The following is a 19,171-nucleotide window of genomic DNA, read 5'->3' on the forward strand; positions in this document are numbered from 1 at the left end:
TTGACGATTTACCATGTACAATTTGGCGATTTACAATTTGCGGTTGTCGATAACGCGCTTGGCTTTACCTACGCTGCGCTCAATACTGCGTGGTTCTACCAAACGGACATCTACGCCGAGACCGAGTACGCTCTGCAGGCGGGCCACAAGCTTCTTCTTCAGAGCCAGCATCTTGTTGATTTCGTCGGAATAGTATTCGGGACGAACTTCAACCTGCAACTCCATGGTGTCGGTATTGTTCTTGCGGTCTACCAGCAAGAGGTAGTGAGGCTCGAACTCCGGCATTTCGAGGATAACGGACTCTATCTGCGTGGGGAACACGTTGACACCACGGATAATCAGCATGTCATCACTACGTCCCAAGATGCGGTCCATACGAACCAGTGTACGTCCGCAGGAGCACTTATCGTAGTGCAGGGCGGTGAGGTCCTTGGTACGGTAGCGCAACAGCGGCATCCCCTCTTTGGTAAGGTGAGTGAACACCAATTCGCCGGTTTCTCCAGGGGCAACCGGTTCGAGGGTCTTCGGGTCTACAATCTCGGGGAAGTAATGGTCTTCATTGAGGTGGGTACCGTGCTGGCACTCGCATTCGTAACCTACACCGGGACCGGCAATCTCACTAAGCCCATAAATATCAAATGCCTTGATACCCAGCTTGGTTTCAATATCCCGACGCATACTTTCGGTCCACGGCTCGGCGCCGAAGGCTCCCACTTTCAACTTAAACTCTTCACGGGGAAGACCGGAGTCTTTGATGGCATCTGCCAGATAGAGGGCGTATGAGGGCGTGCAGCAAAGTACGGTAGAACCGAAATCATGCATCAGTGTAATCTGCTTCTCCGTATTGCCGCTGGACATCGGGATGACGGAAGCGCCGATATTCTCGGCACCGGCATGCGCACCCAGTCCGCCGGTAAAAAGTCCGTAACCGTAGGACACCTGGAAAATATCCGAGCTACCGGCACCATAGGCGGTAAAGGCCCGTGAAAGGCATTCGGACCATGCTGAAAGGTCTTTTCGGGTATAGCCTACCACAGTGGGTTTTCCGGTTGTGCCGGAAGAGGCATGAATACGCACAATCTGGCTCATAGGTACGGCACAGAGGCCGAAGGGATAATTGTCCCGCAAGTCGTACTTGGTGGTAAAAGGCAGTTTTACAATATCATCTATACTGTTTATGTCATCGGGAGTAACTCCCAGTTCCTGCATTTTCTTACGATAAAAAGGAGTGTCATGATACACACGCTCCACAGTCTTTTTGAGACGAATGCTCTGGATTTTACGAAGGCTTTCGCGATCCATGCATTCGATGCTTTCATTCCAAATCATGTTCTTCGTTGTATTACAATTATTAATGGTTGTTATCAATATAGCTGCAAAGTAAACAAAAAAATTTTGTTTATCTCAAAGATTTTACCGAATATTGCCGCTTCTAAGAAGAGAAAATGAACAAATTCGAACTGACATCCGCCTACCAACCTACCGGTGACCAGCCGGAAGCCATCGCACAGCTGACCGAGGGCGTGCGCGAGGGACTTCCCGCACAGACACTGCTTGGTGTCACCGGGTCCGGAAAGACATTCACCATAGCCAACGTCATTGCCAACATCAACAAGCCAACGCTGATATTGAGCCACAACAAGACGCTGGCTGCCCAGTTGTACAGCGAGTTCAAGGGATTCTTCCCGAACAATGCCGTAGAATACTATGTGTCCTACTACGACTACTATCAGCCCGAAGCCTACCTGCCATCATCGGACACCTATATAGAAAAAGACCTCGCCATCAACGACGAGATAGACAAGTTGCGCCTTGCCGCCACCTCCGCCCTGCTTTCGGGCAGGAAAGATGTAGTGGTGGTATCCTCCGTTTCGTGCATCTACGGCATGGGGAACCCGGCAGACTTCTACAACAACGTCATCGAAGTGCAGCAAGGCAAGAATTTCAGTCGCAATGTCTTCCTAAGACGCCTGGTGGACAGTCTTTACGTACGCAACGACATTGACCTGAACCGCGGCAATTTCCGCGTGAAAGGCGATACGGTGGACATTTATCTGGCTTACGCCGACAACTTGCTGCGCGTCACCTTTTGGGGAGACGAGGTAGACAGTATTGAGGAAGTGGACCCTATGAGCGGCGTTACCGTCGCCAAGTTCGATGCCTACAAGATTTATCCCGCCAACCTCTTCATGACCACCAAGGAAGCCACGTTGCGTGCCATACACGAAATAGAGGATGACCTTCACAAGCAGGTGCAATGGTTTGAAAACGAAGGCCGCCCATTCGAGGCCAAACGCTTGCAGGAACGGGTGACCTATGATATGGAAATGATACGCGAATTGGGACATTGCTCCGGCATTGAGAATTATTCTCGCTACTTTGACGGACGTGCTGCCGGTACCCGCCCCTACTGCCTGCTGGACTTCTTCCCCGAAGATTTCCTGATAGTCATTGACGAAAGCCACGTCAGCGTCCCGCAGATACGTGCCATGTACGGAGGTGACCGCGCCCGCAAGATAAACCTAGTGGAGTACGGATTCCGCCTGCCGGCTGCCATGGACAACCGCCCGCTGAAATTCGATGAATTCGAAGAGATGGCCAAACAAGTGATTTACGTCAGCGCCACACCGGCAGACTATGAGCTGATGAAATCCGAAGGCATCGTAGTAGAACAAGTCATCCGCCCGACGGGACTGTTAGACCCCATTATTGAGGTGCGTCCCAGCCACAACCAAATAGACGACCTGATGGAAGAAATCCAAGTACGCATCGAGAAGAACGAGCGTACCCTCGTCACCACCCTCACCAAACGAATGGCTGAAGAACTGACGGAATATCTGCTGAACAACAACGTGAAGTGTAATTATATCCACAGCGACGTAGACACTTTGGAACGTGTGAAGATTATGGGTGACTTGCGCGAGGGCGTTTACGATGTACTTGTTGGTGTCAACCTGCTGCGTGAAGGACTCGACCTGCCTGAAGTCTCTCTCGTTGCCATTCTCGATGCAGACAAGGAAGGTTTCCTTCGTTCCCACCGCTCACTGACACAGACTGCCGGACGTGCCGCCCGTAACGTGAACGGTATGGTCATCATGTATGCCGACAAAATAACGGACAGCATGCAACTGACCATCGACGAGACCAACCGCCGTCGTGAGAAGCAGTTGAAGTACAACGAAGAGCACGGCATCACACCACAGCAAATCAAGAAAGCCAAGAACCTCAATGTGTTTGCCACCAACGAGGCTTCCGGCGAAGCCGTCCTCAGCAGCGAGAAGTTCACTTCCAGCACTCCCCGCCCCTATGTGGAACAAGAAAGTACATCTACGATGGCTGCCGACCCTATAGTACAGTACATGAGCCGCAAGCAACTGGAAAAGAGTATCGAACGTACCAAGAAGCTTATGCAGGAGGCTGCCAAGAAACTCGATTTTATCGAAGCCGCACAGTATCGGGACGAGGTGCTGAAGATGGAGGAATTGCTGAAAGAAAAAGACGAGTAAGGGATTTCACCTCTTTTTCTCAAACTATACTCCCCTCCTTTTGTTATTCTATGAAACAGAGTATTAATTCATAAAGACAAAAGCGAGATGAATAAACCAATAAAGACAATAGCTGTTGCACTGGCTGCCATAGCCTCCATGAGTGTGCAACAAACAGAAGCGTGTACCCGAGCCACCTACATCGGTCCTGACAATACAGTCATTACAGGACGTACGATGGACTGGAAAGAAGACCTTATGAGTAACATCTATGTATTCCCACGAGGCATGCAAAGGGCAGGCTACAACAAAGGGAATGCAGTGAACTGGACTTCTAAGTACGGTAGCGTCATTGCCGCCGGTTATGACATAGGTACCTGCGACGGTATGAACGAGAAAGGTCTGGTTGCCAGCCTGCTCTTCCTTCCGGAGTCCGTTTACCACCGCCCGGGAGACAACCGCCCGATTATGGGCATCAGTATCTGGACGCAATACGTACTCGACAATTTTGCAACCGTACGCGAAGCTGTGGATGAACTGAAAAAAGAATCCTTCCGCATTGATGCACCAGACCTGCCCAACGGAGCCGCTTCCACCCTGCATCTGGCCATCACAGATGAAACCGGAAACACGGCTGTCCTGGAATACATAGACGGAAACCTTGAGATACATGAAGGCAAGCAGTATCAAGTAATGACCAACTCTCCCAAATATGAACTCCAGCTGGCTATCAACGACTATTGGAAAGAGGTAGGCGGACTGAATATGTTGCCGGGAACCAACCGCTCCAGTGACCGCTTTGTACGCGCATCGTTCTACATCAATGCCATTCCGCAAACAGCGGATGCAAAGATTGCCGTACCCAGTGTATTGAGCGTAATGCGCAATGTTTCTGTACCGTTCGGTATCACCACACCGGACAAGCCCCATATCTCCTCCACCCGTTGGCGTTCTGTATCCGACCAGAAGAACAAAGTATATTATTTTGAGTCCACACTGACCCCTAACTTGTTCTGGCTCGACCTGAAGAAAATCGATTTTAGCCCGAATGCAGGAATCAAGAAACTCTCACTGACAAACGGAGAAATCTATGCCGGAGATGCCATAAAGGATTTGAAAGACAGCAAAGGATTTGTATTTCTTTTCCAGACGCCGGTAATGTAGCACAGCCCCTACACATAGCCCCTCAATAATGGATGCTTCCCACTTCTTTCTATAAGAGAAAGCAGGGAAGCATTTATTTTTCTCATTATTTTTGTGTACGTTTGCAGATACATACTCAATGCAGCAATTTACATGGAATTATTAGTATACAAAGCCTCTGCCGGCTCAGGCAAGACCTTTACGCTGGCTGTGGAATACATCAAGCATTTGATAATCAATCCACGCGCCTACCGGCAGATACTTGCCGTAACCTTCACCAACAAGGCTACGGCAGAGATGAAGGAGCGCATACTGACACAGCTTTACGGTATCTGGAAGGGAGCACCTTCTTCCGAAGCATACTTGGAGAGAATTAAAAATTATAAATTAAAAATTAAAGAAGAAGGCGGGGACGGATTGACGGACGGGGAGATTCGTCAACGGGCCGGCATGGCACTGCAATACATGCTGCATGACTACAGCCGTTTCCGCGTGGAAACCATCGACTCCTTTTTTCAATCTGTGATGCGCAACCTTGCCCGCGAACTGGAACTGAGTCCTAACCTGAACATAGATCTGAACAACAGTGAAGTGCTGAGTGATGCCGTAGACAGCCTCATCGAGAAGCTTACCCCCACTTCTCCCGTGCTGGCATGGCTGCTGGACTACATCGACGAGCGCATCCGCGACGACAAACGCTGGAACGTATCGAATGAGGTGAAAAGTTTCGGACGAAACATCTTCGATGAAAGCTACATAGAACGCGGCGAAAAACTACGGCAATGCCTTCGTACTCCGAACACGTTGAAACTCTACCGGGATGTGCTGCGCGATATGGAAACCGAGGCTCTGGAACAGATGAAAAGTTTCTACGACCAGTTTGAAGGCGAACTGGAAGGGCATGCCCTCACTCCCGAAGACTTGAAAGGAGGTGCCCGAGGCATCGGCAGTTACTTCCGCAAACTGCGCGACGGCAGACTGTCTGACAAAGATGTGCTGAACGCCACCCTGCAAAACAGCCTGGCAGATGCAAAAAACTGGGCAACGAAAACATCCTCACGGAAGGACGACATCATCTGTCTGGCAAAAACCAGCCTGATACCTCTACTGCAGGAAGCCGAAAGAATGCGTCCGCAACGCAACCGCACCCTGAACAGTTGCCGTCTCTCGCTCCAGCACCTCAACAAACTGCAACTTCTCAATCATATCGACGAAGAGGTACGCACGCTAAACCGGGAGCACAACCGCTTTCTGCTCTCGGATACCAACGCCCTACTGCACAAACTGGTGCGCGAGGGTGACTCTTCGTTCGTCTTCGAGAAAATCGGCGCCAACATACGCAACGTCATGATTGACGAGTTCCAGGACACCAGCCGCATGCAATGGGACAACTTCCGCCTGCTGCTGCTCGAAGGACTTTCGCAAGGAGCCGACAGTCTGATTGTGGGAGATGTGAAGCAGTCCATCTACCGCTGGCGGAACGGGGACTGGGGAATACTGAATAGTTTAGGCAATGAAGAATTGAAAATGGAGAATAGAGAATCAAGTTCTCCATTAAACAACTTCCCCGTCCGTGTGGAAACCCTAAAAACAAACCGGCGTAGCGAAACCAACATTATCCGTTTCAACAACCAGGTATTTACCGCTGCCATAGACTACCTCAATGCATTACACCTAAACGAACTGAAAGAGGATTGCCTACCCCTGAAACGCGCTTATGCCGACGTAGTGCAGGAATCGCCCAAGAGCACGGAGTACGGCTACGTAAAAGCCACCTTCCTAGAACCGGACGATGAACACAACTATACAGAGCAGACCCTTCTCGCTTTAGGAGAAGAGGTGCAACGGCTGCTGGAAGAGGGCGTAACACTGAATGATATCACCATCCTTGTCCGCAAGAACAAGAATATCCCGCCGATAGCCGACTATTTTGACAAAGAACTGCATCTTTCTGTCGTGTCCGACGAAGCTTTCCGTCTGGATGCCTCCCTTGCCATCTGCATGCTGATGGATGCCCTGCGCTGCCTATCGAATCCGGAGAACAAGATTGCGGAGGCTGCGCTGATGGAGAATTACAAATTACAAATGACAAATGACGAGCAGTCGGGATTCATCATAGCCACTCCCCTGCCCGAAACCTTTACCTCCCGACGGGAAACGCTGCGCTTGATGCCTTTGTATGAGTTACTGGAAGAACTGTTCAGCATCTTCGGCATGAGCCGCATTGAAAAGCAGGATGCCTACCTCTTCTCCTTCTTCGATGCTGTGACGGAGTATCTGCAAAGCAATTCTTCCGAACTGGCCAGCTTCATCCGCTACTGGGACGAAACCCTTTGCAGCAAAACCATCCCCAGCGGTGAGATGGACGGCATACGCATCCTCTCCATCCACAAGTCCAAAGGACTGGAATTCCATACCGTACTGATTCCCTTCTGCGACTGGAAGCTGGAGAACGAAACCAACAACCAGCTGGTGTGGTGCGCCCCACCGGAAGAGCCTTATAATGCCATCAGCTTAGTACCGGTGAACTATTCCACCACCATGGCGGAATCCATATATCGGCAGGACTATCTGCACGAACGTCTTCAGCTGTGGGTAGACAATCTGAATCTGCTGTACGTGGCCTTTACCCGTGCCGGCAAGAACCTCATCCTCTGGAGCCGGAAGGAACAGAAGGGAACCATATCCGAACTCCTTGCCAACACCCTGCCCCACATAGCCAAAGACGGAGCAGGCAGTTGGGACGAAGAGGCTTCCATATATGAGAACGGCAAGATTTGCCCTTCCCCCGTCCCCGTCTCACAGCATGACGCAGACAACCCTGCTAACGACGAAGCTAAACCTCTATACTACGAACAGAAACCTCTATACTGCGAACGTAAACCTGAGGTTTACGAACAGCAACCAGTCAACAGACTTTCGCAAAAGCCGGTCAAACTGCCCGTCCACATGGAGAGCATGCTCCACGACATCGAGTTCCGGCAATCCAACCGTTCGGCAGACTTCATAGCAGGAGTGGACGAAGCAGAGTCCAGCCAGCGCTTCATCAACCGGGGACGTTTGCTGCATACCCTATTCTCTGCCATCGAAACGGAAAAAGACATTGACAATGCCATCAGCCAGCTCGTCTTTGAAGGTGTGATTGGACGGAGTGAGACGGAAGAAGAAATACGCAATCTCACCCAACGCGCTTTCTCCCTGCCTCAAGTCAAGGACTGGTATTCAGGAACGTGGCAGCTATTCAATGAATGCGACATCATCTGGCAGGAAAACGGTGAACTGCGGACACGCCGCCCGGACCGCGTGATGATGCGTGGCGAAGAAATCGTAGTGGTGGACTTCAAGTTCGGAAAGCCAAACAAGAAGTACAACAAGCAGGTGCAGGGATACATGCAACTGCTGGTCCGCATGGGGTATGTCGCAGAAAATATACGGGGTTACTTGTGGTATGTAGAGGAGAACAACATAGAACCGGTATAACTCACTCCCCATCCACTATTAATTATCAATTATCAACTAAATCATGGAAACATTCCTCCAACTGGTCGCCCGCGACCTTTACGCCAAAATAGGAAACGACCTCTCGCGCACCGCCATCGTTTTCCCCAACAAACGTGCCAGTCTGTTCTTCAACGAATATCTGGCAGCTGAAACGGACCGCCCTTTGTGGTCGCCTGCCTACGTCAGCATCAGCGAACTGTTCCGGCAACTCTCTCCATTGAAGTCCGGTGACCCTATCCGCCTGGTATGCGAACTGTATAAGGTGTTCCGCGAAGAGACCCGCAGCGAAGAAACTCTGGATGACTTCTACTTCTGGGGAGAACTGCTCATCAGCGATTTCGATGACGTAGACAAAAACCTTGTAGATGCCGACAAACTCTTCAGCAACCTGCAAGAACTGAAGAACATTATGGACAATTACGACTTCCTCGACCAAGAACAAGAAGAAGCCATCCGCCAGTTCTTCCAGAACTTTTCCATAGAAAAGCGCACGGAGCTGAAAGCCAAATTCATCTCCCTCTGGGATAAACTGGGCGACATCTACCGCCACTACCGCCGCAATCTTACAGAACTGGGCATCGCCTACGAAGGCATGATGTACCGCAATGTCATGGAGCAACTCGACACCGACCGACTGCGCTACGACCGCTATGTATTTGTCGGCTTCAACGTGCTGAATAGAGTAGAAACCCGTTTCTTCCAGCTCTTGCAGGATGCCGGAAAAGCAATGTTCTATTGGGATTACGACGTGTTCTACACCCGTCTTCCCCTTGAGCAAAAGCCGCCCTATACCCACGAAGCAGGCGAATTCATCCTCCGCAACCTAAAGCTGTTTCCCAACCAACTGCCCGAAACTTCTTTTGATGTACTGCGGAAACCCAAGAACGTACGCTTTATCTCCGCTTCTACCGAAAATGCACAAGCCCGCTACTTGCCGCAATGGATTAGGGGGAATGAAGAATTAAGAACCCCTTCTTCATTCAAAGACACTGCCGTTGTCCTTTGCAACGAATCCCTACTGCTTCCCGTCCTCCACTCCATTCCGGCAGAGGTAAAGAACGTCAACATCACAATGGGATTTCCCCTTGCCCAAACTCCGGTGTACAGTTTTATCAACGCCCTTGTAGAGCTACAGACTACCGGCTACCATGCAGGTACCGGACGATACATCTACGAAACCGTAATCACGCTGCTGAAACACCCTTACACCCGGCAACTTTCCCCCAATGCCGAAACACTGGAAAAACAGCTTACCCGGGACAACCGCTTCTATCCCCTTCCCTCGGAGCTGAAGCAGGACGCATTCCTTGAACAAGTCTTTACACCACAGAACGGCATCGCCGCCCTATGCAGCTACCTCACCGAACTGCTTCGCGAAGTGGCCGTCCTCTACCGCCAGGAAAAAGACGTGGAAGACATCTTCAACCAGCTGTACCGCGAGTCTCTGTTCAAAAGCTACACCCTCGTCAACCGCCTGCTCAGCCTGATAGAGACCGGCGAATTGAGTAGTGTGCGCACAGACACGCTGAAGCGACTGCTGAACCGCTTGCTTACCTCTGCCAACATTCCCTTCCACGGAGAACCCGCCATCGGCATGCAAGTAATGGGGGTGCTGGAAACGCGTAACCTCGATTTCCGCAACCTCATCATGCTCTCCCTCAACGAAGGGCAATTGCCCAAAGCCGGAGGCGACTCCTCCTTCATTCCCTACAACCTGAGGAAGGCCTTCGGCATGACCACCATAGAACACAAGAATGCCGTCTATGCCTACTACTTCTACCGCCTCATCCAACGGGTAGAAAACGTCACCTTATTATATAACATCTCTTCGGACGGACTGAACCGCGGGGAGATGTCCCGCTTCATGCTGCAATTCCTGGTAGAGTCGCCGCACAACATCTCCCTTGAGTACCTTGAAGCCGGACAATCTCCACAACAAGCCCTGGAAATTGAGATTCACAAGACACCGGAGATGTTGCAACAGATGTTCGACGCCTACGACATCCACCGACGTCCCAAAGCGTTCTTCTCCCCCTCCGCCCTCAATGCCTATCTGGACTGCCGGCTGAAATTCTACTACCGATACGTAGCCGGCCTGAAGGCTCTCGATGAAGTAAGCGCCGAAATAGACTCCGCCCTCTTCGGCACCATCTTCCACCGTTCTGCCGAACTGGTGTACAACGAACTGACAACCAACGGACGGGAAATACGTAAAGAAGACCTGGAACAGTTACTGAAAGACGATGTCCGCCTGCAAGCCTATGTGGACAATGCTTTTAAAGAAAAGTTCTTCCATGTGCCCCTTACGGAGCAACCGGAATATAACGGTACGCAGCTTATCCATTCCAAAGTCATTGCCTCTTACCTGCGCCAGCTTCTGCGCAATGACCTGCAATATGCCCCGTTCCGTATGGAGGGTATGGAACAGGACGTCAGAGAAATGATGGAAATAGATACTCCGCAAGGAAAGCTTGCCTTACAGATAGGCGGTACCATCGACCGCCTGGACAGCAAAGGAGACACGCTACGTATCGTGGACTACAAGACAGGCGGTACTCCCAAGACTCCTGAAAATATAGAACAACTGTTTACTCCCGCCGACAACCGTCCCAACTATATTTTCCAGACGTTTCTGTACGCCGCCATCCTCTGCCGCAAGCAATCGCTGAAGGTAGCCCCTTCCCTGCTCTACATCCACCGGGCAGCTTCCGAAAGCTACTCCCCGGTCATCGAAATGGGAGCGCCGCGACAACCCAAGGTACCGGTCAACAACTTCGCTTTCTTCGAAGACGAGTTTCGCGAACGGCTGCACGGACTCCTGCAGGAGATATTCAGCCAAGAAGAAACATTCAGCCAAACAGAGGATACCCGGAAATGTGAATATTGCGATTTCCGCAGTCTGTGTAAGAGATAAAAAAACAGACCATCCGTTCATAAGAAACAGATGGTCTGCACGACCGTAACAGACGGTCTATTTGAGTCTGACGGATGGTCTGTTTTACTTCAACGGACCATCCGTTCTATTTTCTTCGTTATCACTTCTTCACCGGAATAGAGAAGCTGAATATGGAGCCTTCGCCTTCCTTGGAAGTAAACCACAGTTTACCGCCATTCTTCACGACAAAATCCTTGCATAGCAACAAGCCCAGTCCCGAGCCTTCTTCGTTGTTCGTGCCGAACGTGCTGAAATGCGTATCAGTATGCAACAACTTCTTCTGCCCCTCCTCGCTGATGCCACAGCCATAATCCTGGACGCTGACAACTGCCATACCATCTACTTCCTCCATCTTCACCAGTACCTCTGAGTTCTCCTTACTGAACTTAATGGCATTACTCAACAAGTTACGGACCACTGTCTTCAGCATGTCAATATCAGCGTTGACCATCATTTTTTCCGGTTTCATCTCGCGGATTCTTATCTTCTTCAGGCTTGCCACCATACTGAAAATCTCAATGACACCGTCTGTCACTTCGACGAGGTCCACATCCTGATAAACCACGTTCAACTTACCGATTTGACTCTTTGTCCATTTCAGCAGGTTATCCAGCAATGAAAACACATCCTCCGTAGTCTGATTAGCCATCGTCAGAAGCTCGTACATTTCGGCGCCAATTTTCTCAGATGGCAAGTTCAATATCAGCATATTCAGCACCATTTTGATGGATCCCATCGGAGAACGTAAGTCATGGGCAATCACCGAATAAAGCTTGTCACGCCCGGCAATAGTACGTTGCAGTTCTTCCGTCTTACTCAAAATCAACCGTTTGGCAGCTACCAAAGATATTTGGTGGGTAACACGGATAATCAATTCCTCCTTATTGAAAGGCTTAGAGATGAAGTCATTCGCGCCAACCTGAAACCCCTTCACAATATCTGCCGTACTATTCAGTGCGGTCAGAAAGATGATTGGAATATCAGCTGTATTCGGATTTGACTTTAAATGTTGAGCTACTTCAAAACCACTCATGTCCGGCATCATTACGTCAAGCAAAACCAAATCAGGATTTTCCTTTTCCACCTGTTCCAACGCTTGCCGCCCGTTACTTGCAGTAGCAATCGCGAATTTCTCATTTGTCAAAAGCACTTTCAACAATAAAACGTTTGACATCACATCGTCAACGATGAGAATCTTGTATTCGGAAGGATTTATTTCCATGTTCATCTTTCTATATTGTTTTTCCCGTTATCAAAATTACTATTTAGTTAGGAACGATATTCCTTAAAATACTCTATTATATACTGTAAACCCTCTTCCAGCTCTATAGTCGGTTCCCAGCCCAACTTTTCCTTTGCCAGAGTGATGTCCGGCTGACGCTGTTTGGGATCATCATGAGGCAGTGGCTTGAAAATCAGTTTCGACTTGGAATTCGTCAGCCTAATGACCTTTTCCGCCAGTTCCAATATGGAGAATTCATTCGGATTTCCCAAGTTTACCGGACCGATAAAATCGTCCTCCGTGTTCATCATCCGCACCATACCTTCTATACAGTCATCTACATATTGGAAACTTCGCGTCTGATTACCCGAACCGTATATTGTAATATCCTGGTTCTGCAATGCTTGAACCACGAAATTGGAAACCACCCGTCCGTCATTCGGCAACATCCGAGGACCGTACGTATTGAATATACGGATAATCTTGATCCGCACTCCATTCTGGCGGTGATAGTCCATAAACAATGTCTCGGCACAACGCTTCCCTTCATCATAACAAGAACGGAGGCCAATTGGATTTACATTTCCCCAATAACTTTCCACTTGGGGATGAATAACGGGGTCACCGTACACTTCGCTGGTAGAAGCCTGCAATATCTTGGCATTCGTCTTTTTGGCCAGTCCCAGCATATTGATGGCGCCCAATACAGAAGTCTTGATGGTTTTAATGGCATCATATTGGTAGTGGATGGGAGAAGCAGGACAAGCCAGATTATAGATTTCGTCCACATCTGCCTCATAAGGGGTTTCCACATCATGCAGTACAAATTCAAAGCGGGGATTGCTCTTCAGATGAGTGATATTTCCTTCCGAACCGGTGAAAAGATTATCCAGACAAATCACCTGATGCCCGTCGTTTATCAATCGGGTACAAAGATGAGAACCTATAAAACCAGCACCGCCACTAACCAAAATTTTCTTCATGTAATGTTTTTTATAGTGCCTTAAAGCACATAGGACCTATTCTGTTTGTTTTGATGCTGACAAATGTAGGCGATTTGACTAAATTATGCAAGTTTGCAACGAAATATTTCACTTGTTAATGAATATAAAGAGGCAGATTAAAAAATCCACCCCTGAAATATTCATTTATTTATCCGCCACATACTCTTCTTTCTTATCCGGAATGCTGAAGTTCTTGTTCGCAAACAAGTCTGCCAGACCCGAAATTTGCTTTAAACGCAACACTTCGTCGCGATCCATTCCGATATTCTTCATTATCCATTCATCAGACATACCGGCTCTGTCCAATTCCGCAACAATATGGCACATCAACTCGATATTATGCGTACCACGGGCACGATTATGACGGATAGTGGACGCCATACGGTTGGAAAGTTCCTTGTCAATCACGACCACGGGAAGCAACCCGTTTTCGCGCTGATAAATTCTTTTGGATGTCTTCAACACCTGATAACGGTGGTAACCGTCCACCAGGATGTAGTTATCCTCTTCCTCATCATAGTAACAGACACAAGGCATGGTGAAACCATCTTCCCAGATGGAAAGCTCCAGAAGCTTCATTTCGGGCGGTGCCACTACATTCGGATTGTAATCGTTTGCTTGTATTTTCTCTATTGGAATTGCCCTTACGTTATATACCGGACTTTTATCTACGCTCATAACATCATATTTTTGAATTGTTCCATTATCTTGTCTCTTTTGTATGCCTCTTCCTTGTTCAAGGCAAAACCCATGTACTTGCAGGCATGGTCATTCTTCAGGATGCATATGCACATCCGCTTATAAGTGGGAATTTCCCGGAATTCCGCGATGTCAATATCATCCAGATAATCCATGCGCACCGGCTTCTTGTTTGTCTTGTAATTCGTGATATTTATCACTTCAATGGACACTCCTGCATCCCTCAGCTTCTGGATGGTCTCGTCAGCCAGACACCCCCCTTTTGTACGCCAGAATTCAATGCTGACGGTAAGCTTTTTCAAGTAGTTCCTCCGGGTCTCTTCCGGCAAGGTGGAAAGCAGGAACTGCATAAAGCCTTTCCACGTATACCCTTCGGGCAGTCGGACCGTCTGCCACCCCATAGCACGCGTCCCTCCGTAAATACCGGTAAAGTTCACCCCGTTGACCCGCCCTATCATTCTTCCCCAAGTATTCGGGTCGATGACACGATACAGCTTCAGGCTCTCTTGTGCCTCACAAAGAAAAGGGCTTGCCACACGCTGGCGTTCGATATTGACTCCGGCTTTATAATATAGGTCATACAAATGGTTATAGTCAAAGCCGAATTTGCCATTGGCCGTCCAGATATCCGTCGTCTTCCAATCATAAATGGGATAAGCATTGAAAATGTCATTGCCTATCTTCGAGGTCCAGCGGTAATTGTGGTACATCTGATACTTCCGGTTCAGATGGATGCTGCGCCAGCGGTTAAAACTCTCTTGCGTACGGATGCCTATAAGAAAGCAGGCACGCACTCCATCCTTCTTCTCATGCAGCCATTTGGCAAAGTGCATCTGGAACTCATAATCCCACATTTCGGGAGTGTAGAAAGGAAACGTCTCTTTAGTGAGGCAGCCTTTCGGCATCTTCCTTACCCAAATGTCCTCCAAATCCTCCTGCCACGGACGCCAGTAACTCTGGTACATCGACGTACAAGTCGTTACACGGAAAGGCACACAAACACGGTACACCTCCAATATATCCTTATTCGCCTCCAATACCCGGTCCACATAATCAATGGTCATGCTGTACTGTATCTCATAGTCCATATGGAATACACACAGTTTACGGTTCAGCCGGTTCCGGCGGATATAGTCTATGCACAAATTCAGCAACACTCCACTATCTTTTCCTCCCGAAAAAGAGACGCATATCGTGTCAAATTCCCTAAAAATCACATCAAGACGTTCTTGCGCCAGTTCATACACATTTTTGGGTGTAGCCATAATTATCTGTTTTTCTTCATTTTCACGTAACGGGTCCATACCTTGTCTTCCAAAAAGCCCAGCTCGCTGAAGACATCCCTATCTTCAACAAAGCTAACAGCCGTCAGACTACCCTCCTCGCCCTGCTTCTCAAGTACCTTTTCCAGAAGCAATTTTAGCGTGTCAACATTCCTTTCCTTAATATAATAGTTGTTGATGACACATTCATACTTCTTGTGCTCCACCGGCACAAAACCTACAACATGTTTATTATCCAGAGCAACAAACCACTCGTACTCTTCCGATGTCCGGAAAGGGTAATTGTAGTTCTGTTTCAGCACTTCCGGGCTCATAACCAAAGGGGCTACAAGCTCGTACAGCTTTTTATCCGTACCATGTAATTGCACTATCTGTATCATATCTACATTTATATTATTTGTAATTACGTGTTAAAGATAAAGCTTATTTACGACGGAATATTCTCCTTTTAAATAGATTTAAGAATATAGCCCTGTAATATAAAATATTAATAAATAAATATTATCCCCCTAATTTGTATATGTTGATTAATTTGGGTTTCTTTGCAAAAGAAAGTCACCCGAAGAGAAATAATGAAATATTTACTGCTTTTTATGACCTTTGCCAAGATAGGAATGTTCACTATCGGTGGCGGATACGCTATGATACCTCTCATTGAACGGGAAATCGTAAAAAAGAGATGGATGAGTAAAGAAGATTTCATGGAAATGTTTGCGTTGACCCAGTCACTTCCCGGTGTTTTTGCTGTCAATATATCCATATTCGTCGGCTACAAGCTGCATAAAGTAAAAGGTAGCCTGGTGTGTGCACTTGCCACAATCCTCCCCTCTTTTGTCATCATGATGCTGATAGCCATGTTCTTCGCTCATTTTCAGGACAACCAGGTGATGATACGCATCTTTAACGGTATCCGTCCGGCAGTAGTCGCACTGATTGTGATACCCTGCATTTCGGCTGCACGGGCACTGAAGCTGAAGTATTGGCAACTGGTGCTTCCAGCCATCGCCACCATACTCATCTGGCAATTCGGGCTATCCCCCGTATACATTGTCCTTGCAGGAATTGCAGGAGGAATGCTCTATACATTATGGTTAAAAGATAAACTGAGAAAATTACAGATATGATTTATTGGCAGCTGATATTGGTATATCTAAAAATCGGAATGTTCGGTTTCGGAGGCGGTTACGCCATGTTGTCCCTCATCCAATATGAGGTGGTGGACCACCATCACTGGCTCACCCTGCAACAATTCACGGACGTAGTGGCCATCTCGCAGATGACGCCTGGTCCGATAGGCATCAACAGTGCCACCTATGTGGGCTATGCAGTTACTCAAAGCGTGTGGGGAGCTGTCGTGACCACCATTGCAGTATGTCTTCCCTCGTTCATCCTGGTATTGCTCATCTCTTACTTCTTCGTGAAATGCAAGGACAACAAATACATCAAGGCGGCAATGTCGGGACTGCTGCCCATGTCCGTATCATTGATAGCTGCTGCTGCCCTATTGCTGATGAACAAGGAAAATTTCATAGATTACAAAAGCATACTTATCTTTGCAGCCGCTTTCGGCGTGACGTGGAAGTGGAACCTCCACCCTATCTTACTGATAATCCTTGCCGGAGTCGCAGGCTTCCTTCTATATTGAAGAAGCGGTAGAGACGGACACCATCTTGCGGGCATATGCCCACACCACGCAATAGGCAACCAGCGGTACGATGAACGCCCACACCATCGTCGTATGGTCTGCCACCAGTCCCATCAACAGCGGACCTACCACGCCTCCCACGGGAGACATCATCAGGAAAGAGGAAGCCCTCTTGGTATGGTTGCCCAGCCCGCGCAAGGAAAGTGCAAAAATCGTGGGAAACATAATAGCCTCAAATGCATATCCGCACAACAGAGCTGCAAGCGACACCATTCCTACATCCAGCAACACCAACAAGGTAGTCATCACAGTGCCCGTAGCACAAACCAGCAACATCTTCTCGGCACGCACACGTCCCATAATCCAGCTACCGGCAAAACGTCCTAACATAAATAATCCCAGTCCACCGAAAGAAAGCACTACGGAAGCTTCGCGGGCATTCATCCAATTCTGCTCCACCACGTAGTTGATGAAGAAGCTGTTGATGGAAATCTCGCCGACCTCATAGGCAAACAAGGCTATCAGCCCGAAAATGAAAAGCCGGTGTGACCACAATCCGACCTTATTACCAGCTTCGTCCACCTCCACACTATGTTCAATCTCGGGCAACTTGATTCTTGAAAAGACCAACGCTACCAGCAACACAATTACCCCCATGCAGATATAGGGCAATGCGACATTACCCGAGCCCGTCTGCCCATCCTTCGAGAAGAGCAGCAGTCCAGCCAGTACCGGTGCACAGATACATCCCAGACCGTTGAAGGATTGCGCGAAATTCAGCCGGCTGGCAGCAGTTTCCTTTGCGCCCAATTCTGTGGCATAAGGATTGGCGGCAGTTTCAAGAAACGTCAGTCCACAGCCTATCACGAACAATGCAAACAAGAAAAGATTAAAAGACAGATAATGCTGCCCGGGGATAAAGAGCAGCGAACCGACGCCGTAAAGCAACAGACCGAATACCACACCCCGGCGGTATCCGAAGCGACTGATGAAAAATCCTGCAGGAATGGCCATAATGAAGTATCCCATATACATCGTCATCTGTATAAAGGCCGAATGTGTCTTCGTGATGTCCAGTATCTCTTGAAAGTGCTTGTTCAGTACATTCAGAATGGCATGGGCAAATCCCCACAAAAAGAAAAGAGAGGTAATCAAAATGAAGGGCACAAGGTATTGTCTGCCCACCAATGGTATTCGTTTCTGTTTCATAATATGATAATTCCAGACAATCGTTGCAAGGCGATTGATAATTGCGGGTGCAAAGATAAACAAAACTCCCGGTCTTTACCCAACATTTTCCTATTCGCTATTGTACGGAGCAGCTTTTTCTCTAACTTTACTGCCATCATACAATGTTAAGCCATGAAAAATGCCATCCCACGATACAATTTCTACAAAACTAAGTACGGAAGCGAACTTCTGATAGATGTCGTTGATTTGCAGTATACCCGGAAATTCTTGACCCAGGGAAAAGTACATATTCTGACCTACTATGACATCACCTTCATCACAGAAGGAGAAGGAGAATTCACTATCGGTAACCGGACACACTTGGCAGCTCCCGGTGATGTATTCTTCTCCAAACCAGGTGAGGTGCGCAGTTGGGACACAGACCGTATCGGCAACGGTCATGCTCTAATTTTTGAGGATACCTTTTTGACCTCTTTCTTCAAAGACCCACTATTCGTGCAGCACCTCCCGTTCTTCCGAATGGGAAAAATGGTAGACAAACTCCAACTGCCGAACGGGCTCTATGCACGAATACTCCAACTTCTGCACGACATAAAGGTCGAAATCGACTCTTTCCACCCACACGATACGGGCATATTACGCGCCTTACTTTACGAAGTCCTCATGCTACTCAACCGTGCCTACCGCACCTCTATCCCTCCGGAGACGGGTAAGGAGCCACATAAAGATATCAGCAGCTTCCACCTCAGCCGATTCTTCGAATTGGTTGGGGAGCACTTCCGGGAGCAGCATTCTGTACAATTCTATGCCGATAAACTATGCATCACTCCCAACTATCTGAACGAAATCCTCTCTTCGGCCATAAACATCAACGCCAAGCAGTACATACTCAACAAGGTTACAGACGAAGCCCAGCGTCTGCTCACCTACACCGACCTCCCCATTTCAGAAATAGCCTCCGAACTCCATTTCTCAACCGTCTCCTACTTTGTACGTAGTTTCCGACAATGTATAGGGTATACTCCCCTCGCCTACCGGAAAATGGAGAAACCGTGAAAAGTGA

Annotated in this window: 14 protein-coding genes; 7 read left to right on the forward strand and 7 right to left on the reverse strand. The window is 48.5% G+C overall.

From position 1 onward, the window contains the following. Positions 1–30: 30 nt before the first annotated feature. A complete protein-coding gene (locus ACESTD_RS12820; RefSeq protein ID WP_005825361.1) occupies positions 31–1,329 on the reverse strand; it encodes a phenylacetate--CoA ligase family protein in 1,299 nt (432 codons plus the stop codon). Positions 1,330–1,445: 116 nt separating this feature from the next. On the opposite strand from ACESTD_RS12820, the gene uvrB reads away from it, so the two are divergent. The 4 genes from uvrB (at position 1,446) to ACESTD_RS12840 (ending at position 11,043) form a co-directional block, all read left to right on the forward strand. Further along, positions 1,446–3,506, forward strand: a complete 2,061-nt coding sequence (gene uvrB / locus ACESTD_RS12825; RefSeq protein ID WP_005825363.1) for an excinuclease ABC subunit UvrB — start codon at positions 1,446–1,448, stop codon at positions 3,504–3,506. 87 nt (positions 3,507–3,593) lie between these two features. Further along, a complete protein-coding gene (locus ACESTD_RS12830) occupies positions 3,594–4,649 on the forward strand; it encodes a linear amide C-N hydrolase (protein WP_117588770.1) in 1,056 nt (351 codons plus the stop codon). Positions 4,650–4,781: 132 nt separating this feature from the next. Next, positions 4,782–8,108, forward strand: a complete 3,327-nt coding sequence (locus tag ACESTD_RS12835; protein ID WP_117990896.1) for an exodeoxyribonuclease V subunit beta — start codon at positions 4,782–4,784, stop codon at positions 8,106–8,108. Positions 8,109–8,151: 43 nt separating this feature from the next. Beyond that, positions 8,152–11,043: a PD-(D/E)XK nuclease family protein gene (locus ACESTD_RS12840; RefSeq protein WP_117990895.1), complete on the forward strand. Its 2,892-nt coding sequence runs from the start codon at positions 8,152–8,154 to the stop codon at positions 11,041–11,043. Positions 11,044–11,164: 121 nt separating this feature from the next. On the opposite strand, the gene ACESTD_RS12845 is transcribed toward ACESTD_RS12840, so the two are convergent. From ACESTD_RS12845 to ACESTD_RS12865, 5 genes are all read right to left on the reverse strand, one after another. Further along, positions 11,165–12,292, reverse strand: coding sequence for a response regulator (locus tag ACESTD_RS12845; protein WP_005836562.1), 1,128 nt, complete (start codon positions 12,290–12,292; stop codon positions 11,165–11,167). A gap of 41 nt (positions 12,293–12,333) precedes the next feature. Further along, positions 12,334–13,269: a UDP-glucuronic acid decarboxylase family protein gene (locus ACESTD_RS12850; protein ID WP_005825375.1), complete on the reverse strand. Its 936-nt coding sequence runs from the start codon at positions 13,267–13,269 to the stop codon at positions 12,334–12,336. 165 nt (positions 13,270–13,434) lie between these two features. Next, positions 13,435–13,968 (reverse strand): ParB/RepB/Spo0J family partition protein, encoded by a 534-nt coding sequence (locus tag ACESTD_RS12855; RefSeq protein WP_005825377.1) that lies wholly within the window; start codon positions 13,966–13,968, stop codon positions 13,435–13,437. Further along, the gene (locus ACESTD_RS12860) at positions 13,965–15,254 is read right to left on the reverse strand and encodes a DUF3440 domain-containing protein (RefSeq protein ID WP_005836560.1); all 1,290 of its coding nucleotides are present in this window, start codon (positions 15,252–15,254) and stop codon (positions 13,965–13,967) included. The genes ACESTD_RS12855 and ACESTD_RS12860 overlap by 4 nt, the downstream gene beginning before the upstream one ends. Positions 15,255–15,256: 2 nt before the next feature. Then, positions 15,257–15,652 carry a hypothetical protein gene (locus tag ACESTD_RS12865; protein ID WP_117990893.1) on the reverse strand — a complete coding sequence of 132 codons (396 nt, stop codon included), beginning with the start codon at positions 15,650–15,652 and terminating at the stop codon, positions 15,257–15,259. Positions 15,653–15,844: 192 nt separating this feature from the next. Between ACESTD_RS12865 and ACESTD_RS12870 the strand changes: the two genes are divergently transcribed. Beyond that, positions 15,845–16,396, forward strand: coding sequence for a chromate transporter (locus ACESTD_RS12870; RefSeq protein ID WP_005825383.1), 552 nt, complete (start codon positions 15,845–15,847; stop codon positions 16,394–16,396). After that, on the forward strand, positions 16,393–16,917 hold the full coding sequence (locus ACESTD_RS12875; RefSeq protein WP_005825387.1) for a chromate transporter: 525 nt from the start codon (positions 16,393–16,395) through the stop codon (positions 16,915–16,917). Before ACESTD_RS12870 ends, ACESTD_RS12875 begins: the two co-directional genes overlap by 4 nt. Here the strand turns inward: ACESTD_RS12875 and ACESTD_RS12880 are convergent. Then, entirely contained in the window at positions 16,909–18,126 is a 1,218-nt protein-coding gene (locus ACESTD_RS12880; protein WP_005825389.1) for a sugar MFS transporter, read from the reverse strand. The two genes, ACESTD_RS12875 and ACESTD_RS12880, sit on opposite strands and share 9 nt — an antisense overlap. 153 nt (positions 18,127–18,279) lie before the next feature. On the opposite strand from ACESTD_RS12880, the gene ACESTD_RS12885 reads away from it, so the two are divergent. Continuing rightward, complete coding sequence (locus tag ACESTD_RS12885; protein WP_005836553.1) at positions 18,280–19,164, forward strand: AraC family transcriptional regulator; 885 nt, start codon at positions 18,280–18,282, stop codon at positions 19,162–19,164. The last annotated feature ends 7 nt before the right edge of the window (positions 19,165–19,171 follow it).

Origin of the sequence: Bacteroides sp. AR20 (assembly GCF_964250605.1) — a bacterium.
In the GTDB taxonomy this organism is placed as follows: Bacteria; Bacteroidota; Bacteroidia; order Bacteroidales; family Bacteroidaceae; genus Bacteroides; species Bacteroides uniformis.

What these genes read in the sequence shown, in the direction of transcription:
- ACESTD_RS12820 (WP_005825361.1), bottom strand. Translation starts at nt 1,329, where the DNA reads ATGATTTGGAATGAAAGCATCGAATGCATGGATCGCGAAAGCCTTCGT.
- uvrB (WP_005825363.1), top strand. Translation starts at nt 1,446, where the DNA reads ATGAACAAATTCGAACTGACATCCGCCTACCAACCTACCGGTGACCAG.
- ACESTD_RS12830 (WP_117588770.1), top strand. Translation starts at nt 3,594, where the DNA reads ATGAATAAACCAATAAAGACAATAGCTGTTGCACTGGCTGCCATAGCC.
- ACESTD_RS12835 (WP_117990896.1), top strand. Translation starts at nt 4,782, where the DNA reads ATGGAATTATTAGTATACAAAGCCTCTGCCGGCTCAGGCAAGACCTTT.
- ACESTD_RS12840 (WP_117990895.1), top strand. Translation starts at nt 8,152, where the DNA reads ATGGAAACATTCCTCCAACTGGTCGCCCGCGACCTTTACGCCAAAATA.
- ACESTD_RS12845 (WP_005836562.1), bottom strand. Translation starts at nt 12,292, where the DNA reads ATGAACATGGAAATAAATCCTTCCGAATACAAGATTCTCATCGTTGAC.
- ACESTD_RS12850 (WP_005825375.1), bottom strand. Translation starts at nt 13,269, where the DNA reads ATGAAGAAAATTTTGGTTAGTGGCGGTGCTGGTTTTATAGGTTCTCAT.
- ACESTD_RS12855 (WP_005825377.1), bottom strand. Translation starts at nt 13,968, where the DNA reads ATGAGCGTAGATAAAAGTCCGGTATATAACGTAAGGGCAATTCCAATA.
- ACESTD_RS12860 (WP_005836560.1), bottom strand. Translation starts at nt 15,254, where the DNA reads ATGGCTACACCCAAAAATGTGTATGAACTGGCGCAAGAACGTCTTGAT.
- ACESTD_RS12865 (WP_117990893.1), bottom strand. Translation starts at nt 15,652, where the DNA reads ATGATACAGATAGTGCAATTACATGGTACGGATAAAAAGCTGTACGAG.
- ACESTD_RS12870 (WP_005825383.1), top strand. Translation starts at nt 15,845, where the DNA reads ATGAAATATTTACTGCTTTTTATGACCTTTGCCAAGATAGGAATGTTC.
- ACESTD_RS12875 (WP_005825387.1), top strand. Translation starts at nt 16,393, where the DNA reads ATGATTTATTGGCAGCTGATATTGGTATATCTAAAAATCGGAATGTTC.
- ACESTD_RS12880 (WP_005825389.1), bottom strand. Translation starts at nt 18,126, where the DNA reads ATGAAACAGAAACGAATACCATTGGTGGGCAGACAATACCTTGTGCCC.
- ACESTD_RS12885 (WP_005836553.1), top strand. Translation starts at nt 18,280, where the DNA reads ATGAAAAATGCCATCCCACGATACAATTTCTACAAAACTAAGTACGGA.